Source organism: Brevibacillus borstelensis (assembly GCF_037834415.1).
Taxonomy (GTDB): domain Bacteria; phylum Bacillota; class Bacilli; order Brevibacillales; family Brevibacillaceae; genus Brevibacillus; species Brevibacillus borstelensis_A.
The window spans coordinates 38,345-56,923 of sequence record NZ_JAUMSJ010000028.1 but is presented as its reverse complement, the minus strand read 5'-3'; the positions used below and the strand labels follow the sequence as shown (position 1 = coordinate 56,923).

Genomic DNA, 18,579 nt, shown 5'->3' with positions numbered 1-18,579 from the left:
AACGAAAGGGCGTAAAAATGCCTTTCCGACGAAATCGATGCTTTCGTTTGTAAAAAAATTTTCTTTATACTATTTTCAAATGTAAAAAAATTTACTATAATCCATCTTAAAGTTAATTCGACAAATTAATAAGATTTGCTATTTTTCGACTTTCGCAAAATCTCACAGCGAGGGGGAGCTGACAAAAGAAAGAGTGGTTTGACTCAGGCTTGCAGCTTTCATCAGGAGTAACAACTTGGAGGATACTCGGTACCGACTTCAGGAGAAAAAAAGGGGGAATTGTCATGAAGAAGCTTGCCATCAAGACGTCTGTTGTTTTATTGGCTGCACTGTTAGCGCTTACAGGATGCTCGTCCGGTTCCAACCAGACAGACAAGCCGTCGCAGCAGTCCGGCGGTGAAAAAATTCTTGTAGTGGGACGCGGAGGGGACACAGTTACCCTGGACCCGGCGCAATCCACGGAAGACGAATCGAATCGCGTGACAGAAGAGGTCGTGGAAACCCTGGTTACATACAAAAAAGGGACTTCCGATCTGTCTCCTCTGCTGGCCAAGAGCTGGGAGATTTCGCCCGACAAGCTGTCGGTGACCTTCAAGCTGGAGGAAAATGTGAAGTTCCACGACGGTACTCCGTTCAACGCGGACGCGGTCGTGTACAACTTCGAACGCTGGTGGGATCCAAACCATCCGTACCATCAGGGAGCGTTCTCGATCTTCAAAACGGATATGGGCGGGTTCAAAGGCGATGAATCCAGCGTGATCGAAGGCGTCGAGAAGGTGGATGACCATACGGTGCGGGTCAAGCTGAAACACCCGTTTGCCCCGTTTGTCGCGATGCTGACAGAACCGCAGTACAGCATCGTCTCGCCGGAGAGCATGAAAAAGAGCAATGGTCAGTTTAAAGACCAGTTGATCGGAACCGGGGCCTTTCAATTTGTCAGCTGGACTCCGAACGACAAGGTCGTTCTCAAGAAAAACCCGGACTACCGCGTTCAGGGCTATCCGAAAGTAGACCAGCTGATCTTCCAGGTCATCAAAGACAACTCGGCTCGCTTGAACGCGTTGAAGTCCGGGCAAATCGATCTGATGGAAGGGGTCAATCCTTCCGATGTCAGCTCTCTGGAGAAGCAGCCCAATCTGAAAACGTACACCAGCCAGAGCAACAACGTCGGCTATCTGTCTTTCAATACGAAGCAAAAACCGTTTGACGACCCGCGCGTTCGTCAGGCGATCAGCATGACGATCGACAAGCAAGCGTTGATTGACGCCTTCTACTACGGGCAGGCGGAGCCGGCCGTGACGATTCTTCCTTCGGGGAGCTGGGGCTTCAACAAGGAATTGAAAACCTATCCGGTTGACATCGAGAAAGCAAAACAGCTGCTGGCCGAAGCGGGTTATCCAAACGGCTTTAAAACCGAACTGTGGGCTATGCCTGTCGCCCGTCCGTATATGCCGCAGCCGGAAAAAATCGCGACGGCCCTGCAGGCGAGCATGAAGCAAATCGGCGTCGACGCCAAAATCGTTTCGTTTGAATGGGCGACGTATCTGGACAAGGTTCAGGACGGCGAAGCGCCGATGGCTCTCTTGGGCTGGTCCTCCGCCACCTGGGACCCGACGACGATGATGTACACGCATCACCGTTCCACGGACAGCCTGCCGACGAACAATATCTCCATGTATAAAAATCCGGAAGTGGACAAGCTGCTGGATGAAGCGCTCCAGGAGCCGGATCAGGAAAAACGTGCGGACATGTACAAGAAAGCGCAGGAAATCATCTATCAAGACGCGCCGATCAACCCGCTGGTGCACTCGACTCCGGTGCGGGCGGCCAATGCGAGGGTAGCCAACTACATTCCGCAGGTTACCTACGGTCCGCAGTTTACGGATGTAGATCTGACCAACTAGAGAAAGCCTGCACGGCTTTGCAAAAAACGTGAGAGCAAATAGAAAACTGCACCTGCATGCCTTGCGAATCGCCGCAACGCGTGCAGGTGCGGTCACCTTACGGGGAAACAATGACGCAGCGCGAGGAGGAGACGGTGCCCAATGAGTACCACACGCGATCATCTGGAAACCATGGCTGAGCAAATCAAGGAACAAGTCATTCAATGGAGGCGTTTCCTTCACGAAAATCCGGAGCTTTCGTTTGAGGAAGTGAACACCTCCCGTTATATATACGAAACGCTGCAAACGTTCGAGGGACTCGAGCTGTCGCGGCCGACCCCGACGAGCGTAATGGCCCGGCTGATCGGCAGCGGGCCGGGAAAAACGCTGGCGATTCGGGCCGACATCGACGCGTTGCCGATTCCGGAGGAAAATGATTTTCCGTTTGTTTCGAGGAATCCAGGCGTCATGCACGCCTGCGGACATGACGGACACACGGCGATCTTGCTCGCGACAGCAAAGATTCTGGGCGGCATGCGCGAACAGGTAAAAGGGGAAATCCGCTTTTTGTTCCAGCACGCCGAAGAGCAGTTCCCCGGCGGAGCGGAGCAAATGGTCGAGGCGGGCGTGATGGACGGCGTGGATATGGTGATCGGCCTTCACCTGCACTCTCCGCTGGAGGTGGGGTATGTAGCTGTCAGCGCGGGTCCTTCCCATGCGGCTTCCGATACGTTTGAAATTACGGTTTTGGGCAAGGGCGGGCACGCGGCGCAGCCGCATGACACGGTTGACAGTCTGGCTGTGGCCGCGCAGGTCGTAACGAATCTGCAGTACGTCGTCTCGCGCAATACGGACCCGATCGAGCCGCTGGTCCTCTCTGTGACCAAGGTGGCAGGGGGAACGGCCAACAACGTCATCCCCGGCGCTGTCCACCTGGGCGGAACGGTCCGCTTGTACAATCCCGAGGTGCGCAAGACGATTCCCGCTTTGATGGAACGTGTCATTAAAGGCGTCACCGAGGCTCATGGAGCGTCGTACGAGTTCCATTACACGTACGGAAACGCTCCGGTCATTAACGACAATGAGCTGACCGCAAAAGTGAAAGCAACTCTGGTAGATGTATTCGGCGAGGATAAGATTCAGCCGCTGATTCCTACGATGGGCGGAGAAGACTTTTCTTCTTTCCTGACGAAGGCCCCCGGCACGTATTTCTGGGTCGGAGCGGGCAACGTGTCAAAAGGAATTGTTCATCCACACCACCACCCCCGCTTTACGATTGACGAGGACTCGCTTGTCATCGGCGTAAAGGCATTTACAAACGTTGCACTCTCACTCCTCAAATAGCTTGGACAGAAAGGGATAAAACGATGGCTCCACTACTATCTGTGCGTGGTTTGCAAACCTATTTTTTCACTGACGACCTGGTTGTCAAATCCGTTGACCATGTAGATCTCACGCTGGACGAAGGGGAAATTCTCGGTGTCGTCGGAGAGTCCGGTTGTGGAAAAAGCGTCACATCGCTGTCGATCATGGGGCTTGTTCCCACCCCTCCCGGCAAGGTGGTCGGCGGGGAAATCCTGTTTGAAAACAGAGACCTGCTCAAGCTCTCGGCAAAAGAGATGCGCGCAATTCGCGGCAATCAGATCGCGATGATTTTCCAGGAGCCGATGACCAGTCTGAACCCGGTTTTCCGCATCGGCGAGCAAATGTGCGAGACTATTCAGCTGCATATGGGGCTGAAAAAGAAAGAGGCCAAGGAGCGGGCCATCCAGCTGCTGAAGCAGGTAGGCCTGCCGAGGGCAGAGCAAGTGGTCGACGAATACCCGCACCAGCTGTCGGGGGGCATGCGCCAGCGCGTCATGATCGCGATGGCGATGGCATGCAATCCCAAGGTGCTGATCGCCGACGAGCCGACGACCGCGCTGGACGTGACCATTCAGGCGCAAATCCTCGATTTGATGAAGCGTATCTCCAGGGAGTCGGGAACGGCCATCATGCTGATTACCCATGACCTTGGCGTGGTGGCGGAAATGTGCCACCGGGTAGTCGTCATGTACGCCGGCAAGGTCGTGGAGGAAGCGGATGTTCACACGCTGTTCTCCGAACCGAAGCACCCCTACACGCAGGGGCTGCTGCGGTCGATGCCGACGCTGCACGAGCGAAAGGACAGGCTCGACTCTATCAAGGGCAACGTGCCCATCCCGGCGGAAATGCCCAAAGGCTGCAAATTCGCGCCGCGCTGCGAGCATGCCTCTGAAATCTGTCTCGGGGAGGAGCCGGTGCTTCAGCAGGTGGGCGGCACTAAACCGCACCAAGTACGATGCTGGCTGTTTGCGGAAGAACAACCTTCTCACCTGGTGAACCCGGAAGCGAGGGGAGAGTGACCATGAAAAAAGCGTTGCTGGAAGTAAACGGACTGAAAACGTACTACCCGGTCGGAAGCAAATCGCTGCTTGGTCGCCAGCAGCATTTTGTCAAGGCGGTAGACGATGTCAGTTTCACGATTTATGAGGGCGAAACGTTTGGACTTGTCGGCGAAAGCGGCTGCGGCAAGTCGACGACGGGCAGATCGATCCTGCGCCTGACCGAGCCGACGGATGGCGAGGTGCTGTTTCAGGGGGAAAATCTGGCCGCGCTTAGCGAAAAGCAAATGCAGGCAAAGCGCAGAGACTTGCAGATCATTTTCCAGGACCCCTTCGCTTCGCTGAACCCCCGGATGACGATCGGCCAAATCCTGGAGGAGCCGCTGCTGGTTCACGGGGTGAAAAGCAAAGCGGAGCGGCAGCAGCGAGTCCGCGAGCTGCTGGAGGTAGTCGGATTGCACCGGTATCACGCTGACCGGTACGCGCATGAATTCAGCGGCGGCCAGAGACAGCGGATCGGGATCGCCCGGGCGCTTGCGCTCAGGCCCAAGCTCGTCGTGGCGGACGAGCCGGTTTCCGCGCTGGATGTGAGCATCCAGTCCCAGGTGATCAACCTGATGCAGGACTTGCAGAAACAATTTCAGCTCACCTATTTGTTTATCGCCCATGATTTGAGCGTGGTCCGCCACATCTGCAACCGGGTGGGGGTCATGTACCTGGGCCGGATCGTCGAGCAGGGGGAATGCGACAAGCTGTACGAAAACCCGCTTCACCCATACACCCAAGCGCTGCTGGCAGCCGTGCCGATTCCCGATCCGGGTCTTCAGCGGGAGCGGATCATTCTCCAGGGCGATGTTCCAAGTCCGGTAAATCCGCCTGTCGGATGCGCCTTTCATCCCCGGTGCCCGCACGCGATGGATGTGTGCAGGACGACCCGTCCGGCATTCAGAGAAGCGCAGGAAGGGCAGCTGGTTGCCTGTCATTTGTACTAAGGCGGAGGTTACAGATACCGTTCAGGCCGCAAAGGCTGTGGACAGATTTTGAAGCAATGGGGTGTAAACCAGTGATAAGGTACACAGCCAGACGAATCTTTCAACTAATCCCGGTACTCTTCGGCGTATCCATTATCGTTTTCGCGATCATCAACCTGATCCCGGGCGATCCTGCGCAGGTCATCCTGGGCGAGCGGGCAGACGCGGAGTCGATCCAGAAGCTGCGCCATGAGCTCGGGCTTGATTTACCGTTGTACCAGCAGTACGGCAACTACCTGCTGAACATTTTGCAGGGAGATCTGGGAACATCGCTGGTGACCGGAAAGGCGATCAGTGAGGAGCTGCTCCCGCATTTGGCCGCTACCGCGGAGCTGACGCTGTTTGCCATGATCTTTGCCGTGATCGTCGGCGTCAACGTGGGGATTGTATCGGCGTGGAAGCGGAACACCTGGATTGACTACATCCCGATGCTGCTGGCGTTGGTCGGGGTGTCCATGCCGATCTTTTGGCTCGGCTTGATGGAGCAATGGCTGTTCGGGCTGCAGCTGGAATGGCTGCCGGTCCTCGGGCGCAACGACCCGCGGGTGACTGTCGAAACAATAACCCATTTTTATCTCATCGACACGCTCTTGGCGGGGAATTACGAACAGTTCTGGTCTTCCGTTCGCCACCTGATCCTTCCGGCGATGGCGCTGGGAACGATCCCGATGGCGTACATCGCCCGGATGACCCGGTCCAGCATGCTGGAGGTGCTGAAGCACGACTATGTCCGCACCGCGCGGGCAAAGGGCCTGCACGAATTCTTCGTCGTCTACAAGCACGGTTTGAAAAATGCCTTCGCTCCCGTGATGACGATCATCGGTCTGGAGGTAGGGCGGCTTCTGGGAGGAGCCGTGTTGACCGAGACGATCTTCGGATGGCCGGGGGTTGGCCAGTACATCTACAATGCCATCGGATACCGCGATTACGCTGTCATCCAGTCCGGCATTCTGGTGCTTGCTGTCATCTTCATTGTCGTGAATCTGATCGTCGACTTGTTGTACAGCTATCTTGACCCAAGAATTCAATACAAATAGCGAGGTGTTCCCTGATGCAGTCGGGTTTGGCAACGATGCCGGCAGAAGAAGTGTCCGCCGGCAAGGTACGGAGACGAACACCATGGAGTGAAGGCATAAGGAGGCTGCGCAAGCAAAAAGCGGCAGTCATCGGCGGCGCACTGGTCGTGCTGTTCATCCTCACGGGGGTGTTTGCACCTTTGCTCGCGCCGCATGATCCCATCGAGCAAAACCTCGCCAATACGCTGCAGCCTCCGTCCGCAGAGCACTGGTTTGGAACGGACGACTCCGGCCGGGACATGTTTTCGAGGATCTTGTACGGAGCCCGCATCTCGATGACGATCGGCATTTTCTCTGTCCTGGGCTCCCTGGTGGTAGGCACGCTGCTCGGATTGATCGCCGGGTTTTACGGCAAATGGATCGATACGCTGATTTCCCGCATCTTTGACGTCATGCTGGCGTTTCCCGGCATATTGCTGGCCATCGCGATCGTCGCGATCCTCGGGCCGGGACTGTTCAACGCGCTTTTGGCGATTGCGATCGTCAACGTGCCGATGTACGGCCGTCTGGTGAGGGCAAAGGTGCTGGGCATCAAGCAAGAGGAGTACATCATGGCGGCCCGCGCCCAGGGCATGTCGCAAGTCCGTATTCTGTTTCGTCATGTGCTGCCCAACAGCTGGACTCCCTTGATCGTGCAGGGAACGCTTGGCGTTGCTTCCGCCATTTTGGAAGCGGCCGCGCTGGGCTTCCTCGGACTAGGCGCGCAGCCTCCGGAAGCGGAGTGGGGAAAAATGCTGGCAGACTCCCGCGATTATATCACGACGGCACCGTGGGTCGTGATGATTCCCGGCTTTGCCATTATGGCGAGCGTGATCGGATTCAACCTGTTTGGCGACGGATTGCGCGATGCGCTTGATCCAAAAGCGCAGTAGGCTTTCGTCGAACACAAGCGTTTTAATTTCTTGCATGGTGGTGGAATTATGAATATTGGTCTCGTTGGTCTAGGCAAAATGGGGCTGAATTTAGGATGTAGCATGATCGCAAAAGGGCATCAGGTAATTGGATGCGATATTGACCAGTATTCTCTGCAAAAGTTTGAACAGGCCGGAGGAATGACCTGCGGTTCTTACCAGGAGCTTGCCGAGCGTCTGTCTGTCTCCCCGAGAATCATCTGGATGATGGTGCCGGCGGGAGAGCTGGTGGATCAGGTAATCGAGGCCATTCTGCCGCACCTGTCTCCGGGAGACATTTTGATTGACGGCGGAAACTCGTTTTACAAGGATTCGATCAGAAGATATGAGCGAGTGAAGCAATCCGGCGTTCATTACCTGGATATCGGAACGAGCGGAGGAACCGAGGGAGCGCGCAATGGCGCATGCCTGATGGTCGGAGGAGAAGAGGGCGTGTACGCCGTAGTAGAGCCGTTGCTGCGGGATATTTCGCTGGAGCATGGCTACTTGTACACAGGCCCTGCCGGTTCGGGCCATTTCCTGAAAATGGTGCATAACGGCATCGAATACGGAATGATGCAGGCGATCGGAGAGGGCTTCGAAATTCTCGACAAAGGGCCGTATTCCTATGACTACGAGAAGGTGGCGCGGTTGTTCAACAGTGGTTCCGTGATTCGCTCCTGGCTGATGGAGCTGTTGGAGCAGGCGTTTTCGGAAGACCCGCGGCTTTCCACGATCAAAGGCGTGATGCACGCATCGGGAGAAGGACAGTGGACAGTAGAAACCGCTCTGGATTTGAAAATATCCGTGCCTGTCATTGCCATGTCCCTGCTGATGCGCTACCGCTCGCTGGATGAGGATGTATTCCACGGAAAGGTCGTCGCCGCTTTGCGAAACCAGTTCGGCGGCCACGCTGTCGAAAAAGCCGACTAGCCTTCGGGGAGGGGGCAAAAGGTTCCGAAGAAGTTGCTATGCGCAAGAGCGGAATTTGGTAAAATCATGGTAATAGTTCGCTCGCGTGTTTTTGAGGAGGTTTCCCAATGAACAAACCGAATTTCCCCTGGAAAGAGGACCAGGGCTGCTTGGCTCGCATTCGCTACATGTACGACAATTTGACGGCTACGGAATTAAATATTGCCAACTATATACTGAATCACCCGAAAGATATCATTCACCTCTCGATTACGCAGTTTGCCGAGATGGCCAATTGTGCGGATGCGTCTATTTTTCGGTTTTGCAGGCGCCTTGGTTACGAAGGGTACCAGGCGCTGAAGATTTCATTGGCTGCCGACCTGGTGACGCCACTGCAGGCGATTCATGAAGAGATCGAGATTTCGGACAACATGGCGACGATCGCCAAGAAAGTGTTTACGGTAAACGCCGAGACGTTAAGCGATACGCTGCAGGTACTAGACCCAGACTCGCTGGAGCAAGCGGTGAACGCAATCGCCAAAGCCGACCGGGTCGAATTCTACGGCTGCGGCGGATCGGGGCCCATTGCCATGGACGCGTATCACAAATTTGTGCGGACAGGCCTGACGTGCATCGCCTTGACGGACTCCCACCTGCAGATCGTATCCGCCGGGCTGCTGAAGCCCGGGAGCGTCGTGGTGGGCATCTCGCATTCCGGAAGCAGCAAGGACATCATCGATGCGGTTCAGGCTGCCAAAGAAGCGGGCGTGACCACGATTTGCATTACGGACTATACCAAATCGCCGTTGACCAAAATCTCTGACATCGTCCTGTATACGTCGTCGCGGGAGACGCTTTTGCGCCCCGAGTCGATGTCTTGCAGACTGGCGCAGATCAGCATCCTGGATACGCTGTTTATCGGCGTCTCCATGCTGCGGGAAGAAGAAACCTACGACAATCTGGCAAAGGTTCGGAAGCTGATTGCCCAAAAGCGGTATTGATTGATGTTTGCCTCACCCCATATGATTTTCTGATTGAGAGGGTACGTCAATGGGACAACAAACCATCTACATGGGTTTAGATATCGGGACAACAAGCACCAAAGGGGTACTCAGCAATTTGTCCGGCGACATTCTGGCGGAGAGCATGGTGGAGTATCCCATCCACCAGCCGCAGCCCGGCTACGCGGAGCAGGACCCGGACGAAATCTCCCGGGCCGTATGGATGGTTGCCCGGCAGCTGATGCGAGCAGAGGCGGTGCAGACAGGGCATTTGGCTGCAATCGGCTTCAGCAGCGCGATGCACAGCGTGATTTTGGTGGATGAAGCGCATCAGCCGCTGACGCCGTGCATCATTTGGGCAGACAACCGGAGCGCCGCGGAAGCGACGGAGCTATTGGAAAGCGGCGCAGGTCTTGAGCTGTACCGGAAAACAGGGACTCCGATCCATCCCATGTCGCCGCTGACCAAGCTGCGCTGGATGTCGAGGATGAGGCCGCAATTGCTGAAAGGTGCCCACAAGGTCATTTCCATCAAGGAATACGTCTTGTATCAGCTATGCAAAACGTATGCGGTCGACTACTCGATTGCTTCCACCACCGGATTGTTCAACCTCAGTGGGCTGGAGTGGGACCGGGAAGCGCTGGAATACGCAGGCATCCGGCCCGACCAGCTTTCCCGGCCGGTTCCGACGACACACATCCTGGAGATCACGGAAAGAAAGAGAGCTGCCGAGCTCGGAATTCCCCCGCAAACGCCAATCGTCATCGGGGCCAGCGACGGCGTCCTGGCGAATCTCGGGGTAGGCGCCATCACGGGGGAGTCGGCGGCGATCACGATCGGAACGAGCGGAGCCGTCCGAACCGTGCGGCAAGAACCATTGACTGATGAACGGATGCGTTCCTTTTGCTATACGCTGACGGAAGGCTATTGGGTAGTCGGCGGCCCGATCAACAACGGCGGCATCGCGCTCAAATGGTTCAAGGACCAGTTTGCCGGGGATGAGCTGGCACTGGCGGCCAAAACGGGCGAGAACGTCTACGACATCATCACGCGCGAAGCGGCACGGATACAGCCAGGCTCCGAGGGCTTGCTGTTTCTCCCGTATCTGACCGGGGAACGTGCGCCGCACTGGAACGCGCAGGCCCGGGGCGTGTTTTTCGGGGCAGGGCTGAATCACCGGCGCCAGCATTTTATTCGAGCCGTGCTGGAGGGAGTTATTTTCAGCGCGTTCAGCGTCTATCAGTCGCTGATGCCGACAGAACAATCGGCAAAAAGTCTCCTGGCAACGGGCGGCTTTGTCCGTTCCCCGGTCTGGCTGCAGATGACGGCGGATGTATTCGGCGTTCCTGTTCTCGTACCGGCTTCGCGGGAAAGCGCGTGTCTCGGGGCTGTCATGCTGGCCATGCTGGCGACCGGGGCTGCCTCTTCTTTGGATGAGACGCGCTCGCTCGTCAGGATTACGGACACCTACATCCCCAACGAAAAGCATACAGAAGCGTATCGGGAGCTGTACGCGCTGTTTGCTGACGTGTACCGTTCACTCGTTCCTCATTTTGATACGCTGTCGAAATGGCGGGAAGCACAGAAAGACATTGTGAGAGTGGAAAAATAGAGGTATTCCGTGCAGAACCCACGGATTTCACCGATCAAAGCAGTTGCGGTTGCGGACTGATCCGCAAAAGAAGGCGGTCAAAGTGAGAGGAAAGTCTCTTGCTCGGACTGCCTTCTTCTTTTTGATAGGTAGGCATGCCCTTTCGCCTGGAAACCGCTTAAAGCTTTTCCGGGCTTTTTCGTCCGTCGCTCGCTTGCGATTTCCCCGCTTAACCCCCAGCTTCGCCGCCATTTTTCCAAAAAAGCATCGTTTTTTGTAACATTTGTCTTTCTCATACGACTAAAGCAATCGACAAAACAAAGCGAGAAAATTGGAGGAGAAACCATGAAACCTAATGCAAACGGTTCGAAGAAAAAAATTATGACCCTGTGCGTCGCAAGCCTTCTGTCGACTGCTCCGCTTTGGGCGATGGGAGAGGCACAAGCTGCTCCTGCCAGTCCAGCCGCTGTATCTGCAGCAGAAGCGCAGCTTGGCAAGGCGGCGCAGCAAACGCTGAACAAGCTGTACAAACAATTCCCGGCACTCGCTTCGGCCACGAAAGAGGTCATTTCTGGAGACCGGGATACGCACCGGATTATTTTCCGCAAGCTGGAAAACAAGAAAGCCACCCTGTACTGCGACGTCGAAATCAATCGCAGCAGCGGCGTGCTGCTTTCGCTCACCTATGAAAATCCGTCCGCACCGGAGAAGGGGCCGGCACCGTCCGCGGACGCGGCCAAACAAAAAGCGGAGGCGTTTTTGCGCGACATGCTCGGCAGCTCCTTTGAACAGTATCGGTTGGACAAGGCAACTGTGGATCAAACCGTGACACATGTGGCCTATAATCGGTATGTAAACAACATCCGGGTGGCAGAGGACGGATTCGTCGTGGGTGTCAACGGCTCCGGGAAGGTCAGCTACATGAACGGCAGAAGTCCGAATGCCGCCCTGAACATGGCTGCGGACGCATTTGCAAACCCGGCGGAGGCGATGGCGAAAGAGGAAGCGGAGAAGGCGATGGCCGGACACATGACGCTGATGTATATGCCTCGCGGAAGAAGCGGAGTGGAGCAAAAGACGTATGATTTAATGTACTTTCCCGGCTACGACTTGTACCTGAACGCCAAAACGGGCGAAGTCGTCGAAACGGCCATGAGCGGGCAAAGGAAGCCCTCGCCGGTCATCCCCGTCAAGCCAGGGGGCAAAAAAGTGCTGGTGAAAACGCCGGAGGACGCGGCAAAGGCGTTGGGCCAGTTCGGCATCGATGCTGCCGGAGCCACATTCCAGCCGAGCTCTGTTCCGCCGGAGATGATGAATGCCGGTGAAACCGAATACGAGAGCAAACAGGGGCAGAAGAAGTACTTTCGGGTGAATGCGATTGCCGGACGGGTCGTGGGCGTCAAAGCGACAGAGATAAGCAGGGAGCCGAAAGAAAAAAAGCTGTCGGATCAGGAAATCCAGAAAAAGGCGCTGGCTTTTCTGGAGCCTTACCTGGATACGGAAGTAACCGGGCTGCACGTGGAGAAAAAGAATCAACGGATCAACCCGTATGAAGACGCGGAGGTAGTCTTCTATCGCTCGTACCAGGGCATACCGGTGCCAAGCCAGGCCTATCGAGTCACCGTAAACGCGGCGACAGGCGAGATCACGGGCCTCAGCTTGAACACGACAGACGGCACGGAGACGTTTGCCAACGCCAGCAAGGTTGTCTCGCCGGATGCGGCTGCGGCCGAATACGTCAAGCATAGACCGTTCATCCTGCAATACGTATACCCGCAGGCAAACGGCAAGACGCAATCGACGCCTGTCCTGGTGTACACGCCAGAGAACATGGATCAGGGCGGGAAGATTGACGCGCTTACGGGAGCGTGGAAGAACTAAAAGCGGGACGACTTGGCATAGATACCCGCCAGAAATTACGTTTTCTCATTGAGCCATCCTTCTGTTTCGGCGGATGGCTTGCTATCAAGAAAGTTGTAGCCAACTGCACGGCCAGGAGGTAACCTTTTTGCAAAAAGAAGATGAATTTGATCAAAGATGCAGGTTGATCTGCGAGAATTACTACCGGGATGTGTATCGATTTTTGGTCTACTTTACCGGCAATCAGACCTGCGCTGAGGATTTGACCCAGGAAGTTTTTATCAGAGCCATGGAAGCATTGAAGCGTTACGAGGAACGCTCCAGCATGAAAACGTGGATACTCGGCATAGCCAAGCATGTCGCAATTGATCATGCGCGCAAGCAAAAAATCCGTTCGTGGTTTGGTCTGGAAAAAGTGCAGGACATTACGTCCAGGATCGGATATCCGGAGACAGAGATACAGGCGAAAGAGGAGCGGGAGCAGCTCAGGGAAGCGATGCTGAAGCTGAAGCCCAAGTTTCGCAATGTCGTGATCTTCCGCGGCTTGAAGGAGTTGAGCATCAAGGAGACGGCTGAAATATTGGGATGCAGCGAAGCCAAAGTGCGAGTCGATTATCATCGGGCTGTCAAAGAATTGAAGGGTCATCTGCAAGGCTTCAGGGAAGGAGAGTGGGAACGTGGACTTTCAAGATGACAAGGACTTATTCCGTAAAATCAAAAGCAGCTATGACGCGGAACCGCGACCGGGCTATTTGGCGGAAATGCAAAACCGGCTGTCTGAACGGGTGAAAAAACGAAGCAGCCGCCGGATTGTCTTGTCCGTTTCCCGCTGGGGGCTTTCCGCGGCTGCGGCCCTGCTGCTGGCCATAATCATTTTGAAGAACCAAATGATTATCCCTTCCATTTTCAATCCTGCAGCACCGGATACAGTCGTGACCGGTCCTGCGAGTGTCACACTGAAAAAACTGTACAGTCAATACCCAATGTTGCAGTCAGCGGACAAGGAAGTGGCAACCGATGAGGAAAACAGCGGTATGTACCGAATCATTTTTCGCCATATAGAGGCCGGAGAAGCCACTCTGTACGCCGACGTCGAAATCAATCGCAGCAGCGGCGTGCTAGTTTCGCTCACCTATGAAAATCCGTCCGCACCGGAGAAGGGGCCGGCACCGTCCGCGGACGAGGCCAAACAAAAAGCGGAGGCGTTTTTGCGCGACATGCTCGGCAGCACCTTTGAACAGTATCGGTTGGACAAGGCAACTGTGGATCAAACCGTCACACATGTGGCCTATAATCGGTATGTAAACAACATCCGGGTGGCAGAGGACGGATTCGTCGTGGGTGTCAACGGTTCCGGGAACGTCGGATACATGAACGGCAGAAGTCCGAATGCCGCCCTGAACATGGCTGCGGACGCATTTGCAAACCCGGCGGAGGCGATGGCGAAAGAGGAAGCGGAGAAGGCGATGGCCGGACACATGACGCTGATGTATATGCCCCGCGGAAGAAGCGGAGTGGAGCAAAAGACGTATGATTTAATGTACTTTCCCGGCTACGACTTGTACCTGAACGCCAAAACGGGCGAAGTCGTCGAAACGGCCATGAGCGGGCAAAGGAAGCCCTCGCCGGTCATTCCTGTGAAGCCAGGGGGCAAAAAAGTGATGGCGAAAACGCCGGAGGACGCGGCAAAGGCGTTGGGCCAGTTCGGCATCGATGCTGCCGGAGCCACATTCCAGCCGAGCTCTGTTCCGCCGGAGATGATGAATGCCGGTGAAACCGAATACGAGAGCAAACAGGGGCAGAAGAAGTACTTTCGGGTGAATGCGATTGCCGGACGGGTCGTGGGCTTCAAAGCGACAGAGATGAGCAGGGAGCCGAAAGAAAAGAAGCTGTCGGATCAGGAAATCCAGGAAAAGGCGCTGGCTTTTCTGGAGCCCTACCTGGATACGGAAGTAACCGGGCTGCACGTGGAGAAAAAGAATCAACGGATCAACCCGTATGAAGACGCGGAGGTAGTCTTCTATCGCTCGTACCAGGGCATACCGGTGCCAAGCCAGGCCTATCGAGTCACCGTAAACGCGGCGACAGGCGAGATCACGGGCCTCAGCTTGAACACGACAGACGGCACGGAGACGTTTGCCAACGCCAGCAAGGTTGTCTCGCCGGATGCGGCTGCGGCCGAATACGTCAAGCATAGACCGTTCATCCTGCAATACGTATACCCGCTGGCAAACGGCAAGACGCAATCGACGCCTGTCCTGGTGTACACGCCAGAGAACATGGATCAGGGCGGGAAGATTGACGCGCTGACGGGAGAATGGAAGAAGTAAAGCGAAAGCGGGTTATTTCTCTTGCGCAGGATGACAAGACATAGAAATAGAATAATAGAAGAGATAGTCAAAGCCATCCGTTGGGAATCGCGGATGGCAGTTTCTTTGTCCGCTTGCCCAACTCTTAGTCCATCCAAACAGACTCGATTGACTAGGAAACGATTCGCTTCTCTCTCCACTTGTTCAGAATCGTTTCAGTTTCCCTTGTTAAGATAAACGGTGCAGATACGGCTTTCTGTTTCCCAAGCCGCATGACCCGTACCGATTGCGTAAACGTGACGCAACTCCGTGAAAGTATCTTTTATTTTCACGTCTCAAGAAAGGAGTAGAATACATGACCATCTGTAATAACCAAGCAACCAAAAGAATCTTCCGGAGAACGATAATGACAGCGACAGCCCTCGTCTTGCTGACAAGCTGGGGCCCTGTGGAAAGCCGGGCGAATGCTGCCGCAAGCCCGCAGCCCCAGAACAAACCGGCACCGCAAACCGTTCGCTATGCAGGCGAAAAGAGCAAGGCGATCTCGATGGTGTACACCACGAAACGGGAGCTGGCCCTCACCTTCAACGGCATGGGGGACGAACAGAAGATGAAGCGGCTGCTCGACGATCTCGATACCTACAAGATCAAGGCAACCTTCTTTTTGCCGGGAGACAAAGTAGCCAAGCAGCCCGCACTGGCAAAGGAGATTATCGCCAGAGGGCATGAGATCGAGAACAATGCGGTACGGGCGCTGGATTTGACAAAGCTGACCTACGAACAAATGGACCGGGAGATAAAAGCGAGCAAGGATTTGATCCAGCAGAAGACGGGCGCAGTCCCTCGTTATGTCAGGACGAGTTTGGGCACATACACGGATGACGTCCGCCTGGCGGCCGCACATAACGGAGAGGAAGCGGTGATCGGGTACAGCCTGTTTCTGCACAATTGGGAGAAGGAAACCGATGAGCAAAAGTACCATTACGTAAGAAAGTACATCAACCGCGGAGGCATCATTGCCTTGGATATTGAGGAGAACAAGCATCTGGCCGTGTCCATTCCGCTGCTCGCAAAGGCTGCGGCAGATGCGGGGTATGAGTTCGTCACGCTGGACAAGCTGATCAAGGACGGCGGCGAGAGAAAGCCGCTCAAAGACATAGAGGGGCACGACGCGGCAAAAATCAATCCCGATTACGGTAACGCGTCGTACAAGCTCGTGAAAGAGCTGGCTACAGACGAAAAGAAGGTTGCGCTTACGTTCGATGACTGGGGGAGCGATGCGAACGTCACAAAGATTCTCGACATACTGGACAAGCATCAGGTGAAAGCGACCTTCTTCCTGCGGGCAGACGGAACGGTCAAGAATCCCAATTTGGCGAGGGCGATGGCAGAAGCGGGGCACGATGTGGCTAATCATACGTACTCTCACCCGACTGGCACCGAAATTACGCCGGAGCAGCTGCAGGAAGAAGTCGTCAAGGCTCACCAGATCATTACTGAAGCGATTCAGCAAAAGCCTGCGATGCTGTTCCGGCCGCCATTTGGAGCGCAAAACGAAAAATCGCTGAAGGCCATCGCCGCTACTGGTTATTCTACGATCGCCATGTTTTCGGTCATACCTTCCGATCACGATCCGAAAAACAGCGCCGATGATATCGTGAAAGCCGTTTTGAAGCAGACGAAAAATGGCAGCGTGATCCTGCTTCACATGCTGGACGATATCCACACGGCTGAGGCATTGCCGAGAATCATCGAAGAGCTGCAGAAGCAGGGGTATACGTTTGTAAAGATGACATAAGAAAAAAATAACCAACAATGGAAATGATTTAAATTCCTCAAGAGATTAAAAGTTAAAGACAAAAGAGTAAGATGCACCTTACAGAGACACAATGAAAACTTTGCGGTTGACTGTGACTCTGTAGGGTGCATTTCCTATAGATATAGTGACTCGTTCATCAAAGGAATTGGATTTTGTTTACAATTACATAAAATTGAAATATTATACATATTGTGGAAAATAAAAAATTGGAGGTTAAGTGATGAAAAATTAATTTCTTCTCTGTCTTCGTTATTTTTAATCGGGGCAATACTGTTTACAGGAGTTGCTTCTCCTAAGACGGTTGAGGCAAAAAATTCTTCAGTTCCAATTAAGGATATTGAATTTCTAACAGGGAAAAGCTTGGAAGGGTACAACTTTATAGAATACAATGAGCCTTTAACGAAAAGATAAGACGGGAAGCATGAGGTTTTACTAGGATACTATGAACCTGTACAAAATTCGGGTAAATCTAAACCACAGGACTATAGAGAATACGATGTATGGTATGTGTACGATCAGGGAATAACCCAAAGCTGGTCTTACCTTTCAAATCCTTATTTTATCATTAGTATTGCACGAGGTATGGAATATGAAGAATCTAAAGAGGTTTCTTCAACTTTTACAGCTTCATATGGTACAAATATTCCAAGTGCAGCCAAATCTTCCGTTAATGACGCTTTTGAGTTAAGTTCATCCGGAACGAAAAAGGTAACAGTAAGAGTAAAACTGTCGGGGCCAGACGCTGGTTACAGTAGCCGAGATTTTTATTACAAAAATGGTAGACACACTCATGCGGTGCGGATTGTTCAGGAACACAGATCAAATTGGGACGGGAAGCTTTGGACAAAAGAATACTCTAGCACTGTAGGAGTTCCGGCGATCTACCATTACTCTGTCGATAGAAAATAGGAGATTCGCATGATCAATCAACTTATTAGATGGCTTTTGTTATGCATTCTGGTTGTTTCAAGCTTATCTTTGCTTGCAGTGTATCAGTTTCATGATTATATAGGTGAAGTACATAGTGCAAGGGCTCTGCCTTTGGCCGTTGTAATTGGATTGACCTCCATAGCTGTTGCCATTTAGAGAAACAGAAATAACTTCCTTGAAAAGGCCCTGGCCCTCCAGCAATCTGCCGCATGGAGGGTCAGGGCCTTTTCACGCATCCAACACAAGAGCTCCGGTTAAATGATCTTCCGGTTTGTAAGAAGGATCGGTTTGGGCGGATTCTTGTGAAACAGGCGGTCATAAAACGGGAACAGATAGCGGTCGAGACCGATCGCGCCGGCATTGCGGCCGCCGACCAACAGGAAGATGCCAAACAGGATCATCCACGGGTTGGTAGAGACGGTTCCGGCCAGCAGGAACGCGAAGTTCATCACGACTCCAAAGAATCCGGCGGCCGTGGTCAGGCAGCCGAGGATCAAACCGAGCCCGACGAGAAACTCCCCCAGCGGGATCAGCAGGTTGAACAGTTCGGCGTTAGGCAGGGCGAAGCTCTCCAAAAATGCGGTGTAGTTCGGATAAACCGCTGCATTGTGGCTGGTGACGGGGTTGGCAATGGCGTTTTGCAAAAATTTGGCGGTTTGAAAGCCTTCAGCGCTGGTCAGCTTGCCCCAGCCGGAGGTCAGCCATTGCCATCCGATGTATAGGCGCGCGAGCAACAGGAGCACAGAGGCGTACGCATTGTTTCGAAGCCAATTGACGATCATAACGGTCAACTCCATCATGTGACTTGTGTAGGTGAACCCTTTAACCCGGGGGGTGTATTTCAGGAGGGCTCACTTGCAATTGTAGGGCAAGTCGATGGTTTTTTCTGTAAGGGAGCTCCCTGAAACGAGAGG

Annotated in this window: 16 protein-coding genes; 15 read left to right on the top strand and 1 reads right to left on the bottom strand. The window is 54.1% G+C overall.

Features of this window, described 5'->3' with window-relative positions:
- The first annotated feature begins 284 nt into the window (after positions 1–284).
- The 15 genes from Q3F21_RS19455 to Q3F21_RS19385 all read left to right on the top strand — a co-directional run bounded on the left by Q3F21_RS19455 (position 285) and on the right by Q3F21_RS19385 (position 17,821).
- Entirely contained in the window at positions 285–1,904 is a 1,620-nt protein-coding gene (locus Q3F21_RS19455; RefSeq protein WP_340256794.1) for an ABC transporter substrate-binding protein, read from the top strand.
- Positions 1,905–2,045: 141 nt separating this feature from the next.
- Positions 2,046–3,227: an amidohydrolase gene (locus Q3F21_RS19450; protein WP_340256791.1), complete on the top strand. Its 1,182-nt coding sequence runs from the start codon at positions 2,046–2,048 to the stop codon at positions 3,225–3,227.
- A gap of 23 nt (positions 3,228–3,250) precedes the next feature.
- On the top strand, positions 3,251–4,267 hold the full coding sequence (locus Q3F21_RS19445) for an oligopeptide/dipeptide ABC transporter ATP-binding protein (RefSeq protein WP_340256788.1): 1,017 nt from the start codon (positions 3,251–3,253) through the stop codon (positions 4,265–4,267).
- A gap of 2 nt (positions 4,268–4,269) precedes the next feature.
- A complete protein-coding gene (locus Q3F21_RS19440) occupies positions 4,270–5,238 on the top strand; it encodes a dipeptide ABC transporter ATP-binding protein (protein WP_340256786.1) in 969 nt (322 codons plus the stop codon).
- Positions 5,239–5,309: 71 nt separating this feature from the next.
- Positions 5,310–6,314: an ABC transporter permease gene (locus tag Q3F21_RS19435; protein WP_003390102.1), complete on the top strand. Its 1,005-nt coding sequence runs from the start codon at positions 5,310–5,312 to the stop codon at positions 6,312–6,314.
- Between the two features lie 35 nt (positions 6,315–6,349).
- On the top strand, positions 6,350–7,225 hold the full coding sequence (gene nikC / locus Q3F21_RS19430) for a nickel transporter permease (protein WP_425341281.1): 876 nt from the start codon (positions 6,350–6,352) through the stop codon (positions 7,223–7,225).
- Between the two features lie 48 nt (positions 7,226–7,273).
- Positions 7,274–8,176 carry a phosphogluconate dehydrogenase (NAD(+)-dependent, decarboxylating) gene (gene gnd, locus Q3F21_RS19425; protein WP_340256781.1) on the top strand — a complete coding sequence of 301 codons (903 nt, stop codon included), beginning with the start codon at positions 7,274–7,276 and terminating at the stop codon, positions 8,174–8,176.
- A 107-nt stretch (positions 8,177–8,283) separates the two neighbouring features.
- Positions 8,284–9,156 carry a MurR/RpiR family transcriptional regulator gene (locus tag Q3F21_RS19420; RefSeq protein WP_340256778.1) on the top strand — a complete coding sequence of 291 codons (873 nt, stop codon included), beginning with the start codon at positions 8,284–8,286 and terminating at the stop codon, positions 9,154–9,156.
- A gap of 49 nt (positions 9,157–9,205) precedes the next feature.
- The gene (locus tag Q3F21_RS19415; protein WP_340256775.1) at positions 9,206–10,768 is read left to right on the top strand and encodes a gluconokinase; all 1,563 of its coding nucleotides are present in this window, start codon (positions 9,206–9,208) and stop codon (positions 10,766–10,768) included.
- A gap of 324 nt (positions 10,769–11,092) precedes the next feature.
- Positions 11,093–12,628 carry a YcdB/YcdC domain-containing protein gene (locus Q3F21_RS19410; protein ID WP_340256773.1) on the top strand — a complete coding sequence of 512 codons (1,536 nt, stop codon included), beginning with the start codon at positions 11,093–11,095 and terminating at the stop codon, positions 12,626–12,628.
- A gap of 127 nt (positions 12,629–12,755) precedes the next feature.
- Positions 12,756–13,301, top strand: coding sequence for an RNA polymerase sigma factor (locus tag Q3F21_RS19405; RefSeq protein WP_340256771.1), 546 nt, complete (start codon positions 12,756–12,758; stop codon positions 13,299–13,301).
- Positions 13,285–14,937: a YcdB/YcdC domain-containing protein gene (locus Q3F21_RS19400; protein ID WP_340256768.1), complete on the top strand. Its 1,653-nt coding sequence runs from the start codon at positions 13,285–13,287 to the stop codon at positions 14,935–14,937. The genes Q3F21_RS19405 and Q3F21_RS19400 overlap by 17 nt, the downstream gene beginning before the upstream one ends.
- Before the next feature lie 385 nt (positions 14,938–15,322).
- Positions 15,323–16,714: a polysaccharide deacetylase family protein gene (locus Q3F21_RS19395; RefSeq protein WP_340256766.1), complete on the top strand. Its 1,392-nt coding sequence runs from the start codon at positions 15,323–15,325 to the stop codon at positions 16,712–16,714.
- Positions 16,715–17,242: 528 nt separating this feature from the next.
- Entirely contained in the window at positions 17,243–17,644 is a 402-nt protein-coding gene (locus Q3F21_RS19390; RefSeq protein WP_340256763.1) for a hypothetical protein, read from the top strand.
- A gap of 9 nt (positions 17,645–17,653) precedes the next feature.
- Positions 17,654–17,821 carry a hypothetical protein gene (locus Q3F21_RS19385; protein ID WP_340256761.1) on the top strand — a complete coding sequence of 56 codons (168 nt, stop codon included), beginning with the start codon at positions 17,654–17,656 and terminating at the stop codon, positions 17,819–17,821.
- 98 nt (positions 17,822–17,919) lie between these two features.
- Here Q3F21_RS19385 and Q3F21_RS19380 read toward each other — a convergent pair whose 3' ends face one another.
- A complete protein-coding gene (locus tag Q3F21_RS19380; RefSeq protein ID WP_340256759.1) occupies positions 17,920–18,447 on the bottom strand; it encodes a DoxX family protein in 528 nt (175 codons plus the stop codon).
- Between the last annotated feature and the right edge of the window lie 132 nt (positions 18,448–18,579).

Coding starts and splice junctions, on each gene's coding strand:
- gnd (WP_340256781.1), top strand. CDS start 7,274: ATGAATATTGGTCTCGTTGGTCTAGGCAAAATGGGGCTGAATTTAGGA.
- Q3F21_RS19380 (WP_340256759.1), bottom strand. CDS start 18,447: ATGATCGTCAATTGGCTTCGAAACAATGCGTACGCCTCTGTGCTCCTG.
- nikC (WP_425341281.1), top strand. CDS start 6,350: ATGCCGGCAGAAGAAGTGTCCGCCGGCAAGGTACGGAGACGAACACCA.
- Q3F21_RS19420 (WP_340256778.1), top strand. CDS start 8,284: ATGAACAAACCGAATTTCCCCTGGAAAGAGGACCAGGGCTGCTTGGCT.
- Q3F21_RS19415 (WP_340256775.1), top strand. CDS start 9,206: ATGGGACAACAAACCATCTACATGGGTTTAGATATCGGGACAACAAGC.
- Q3F21_RS19445 (WP_340256788.1), top strand. CDS start 3,251: ATGGCTCCACTACTATCTGTGCGTGGTTTGCAAACCTATTTTTTCACT.
- Q3F21_RS19385 (WP_340256761.1), top strand. CDS start 17,654: ATGATCAATCAACTTATTAGATGGCTTTTGTTATGCATTCTGGTTGTT.
- Q3F21_RS19455 (WP_340256794.1), top strand. CDS start 285: ATGAAGAAGCTTGCCATCAAGACGTCTGTTGTTTTATTGGCTGCACTG.
- Q3F21_RS19450 (WP_340256791.1), top strand. CDS start 2,046: ATGAGTACCACACGCGATCATCTGGAAACCATGGCTGAGCAAATCAAG.
- Q3F21_RS19440 (WP_340256786.1), top strand. CDS start 4,270: ATGAAAAAAGCGTTGCTGGAAGTAAACGGACTGAAAACGTACTACCCG.
- Q3F21_RS19410 (WP_340256773.1), top strand. CDS start 11,093: ATGAAACCTAATGCAAACGGTTCGAAGAAAAAAATTATGACCCTGTGC.
- Q3F21_RS19395 (WP_340256766.1), top strand. CDS start 15,323: ATGACAGCGACAGCCCTCGTCTTGCTGACAAGCTGGGGCCCTGTGGAA.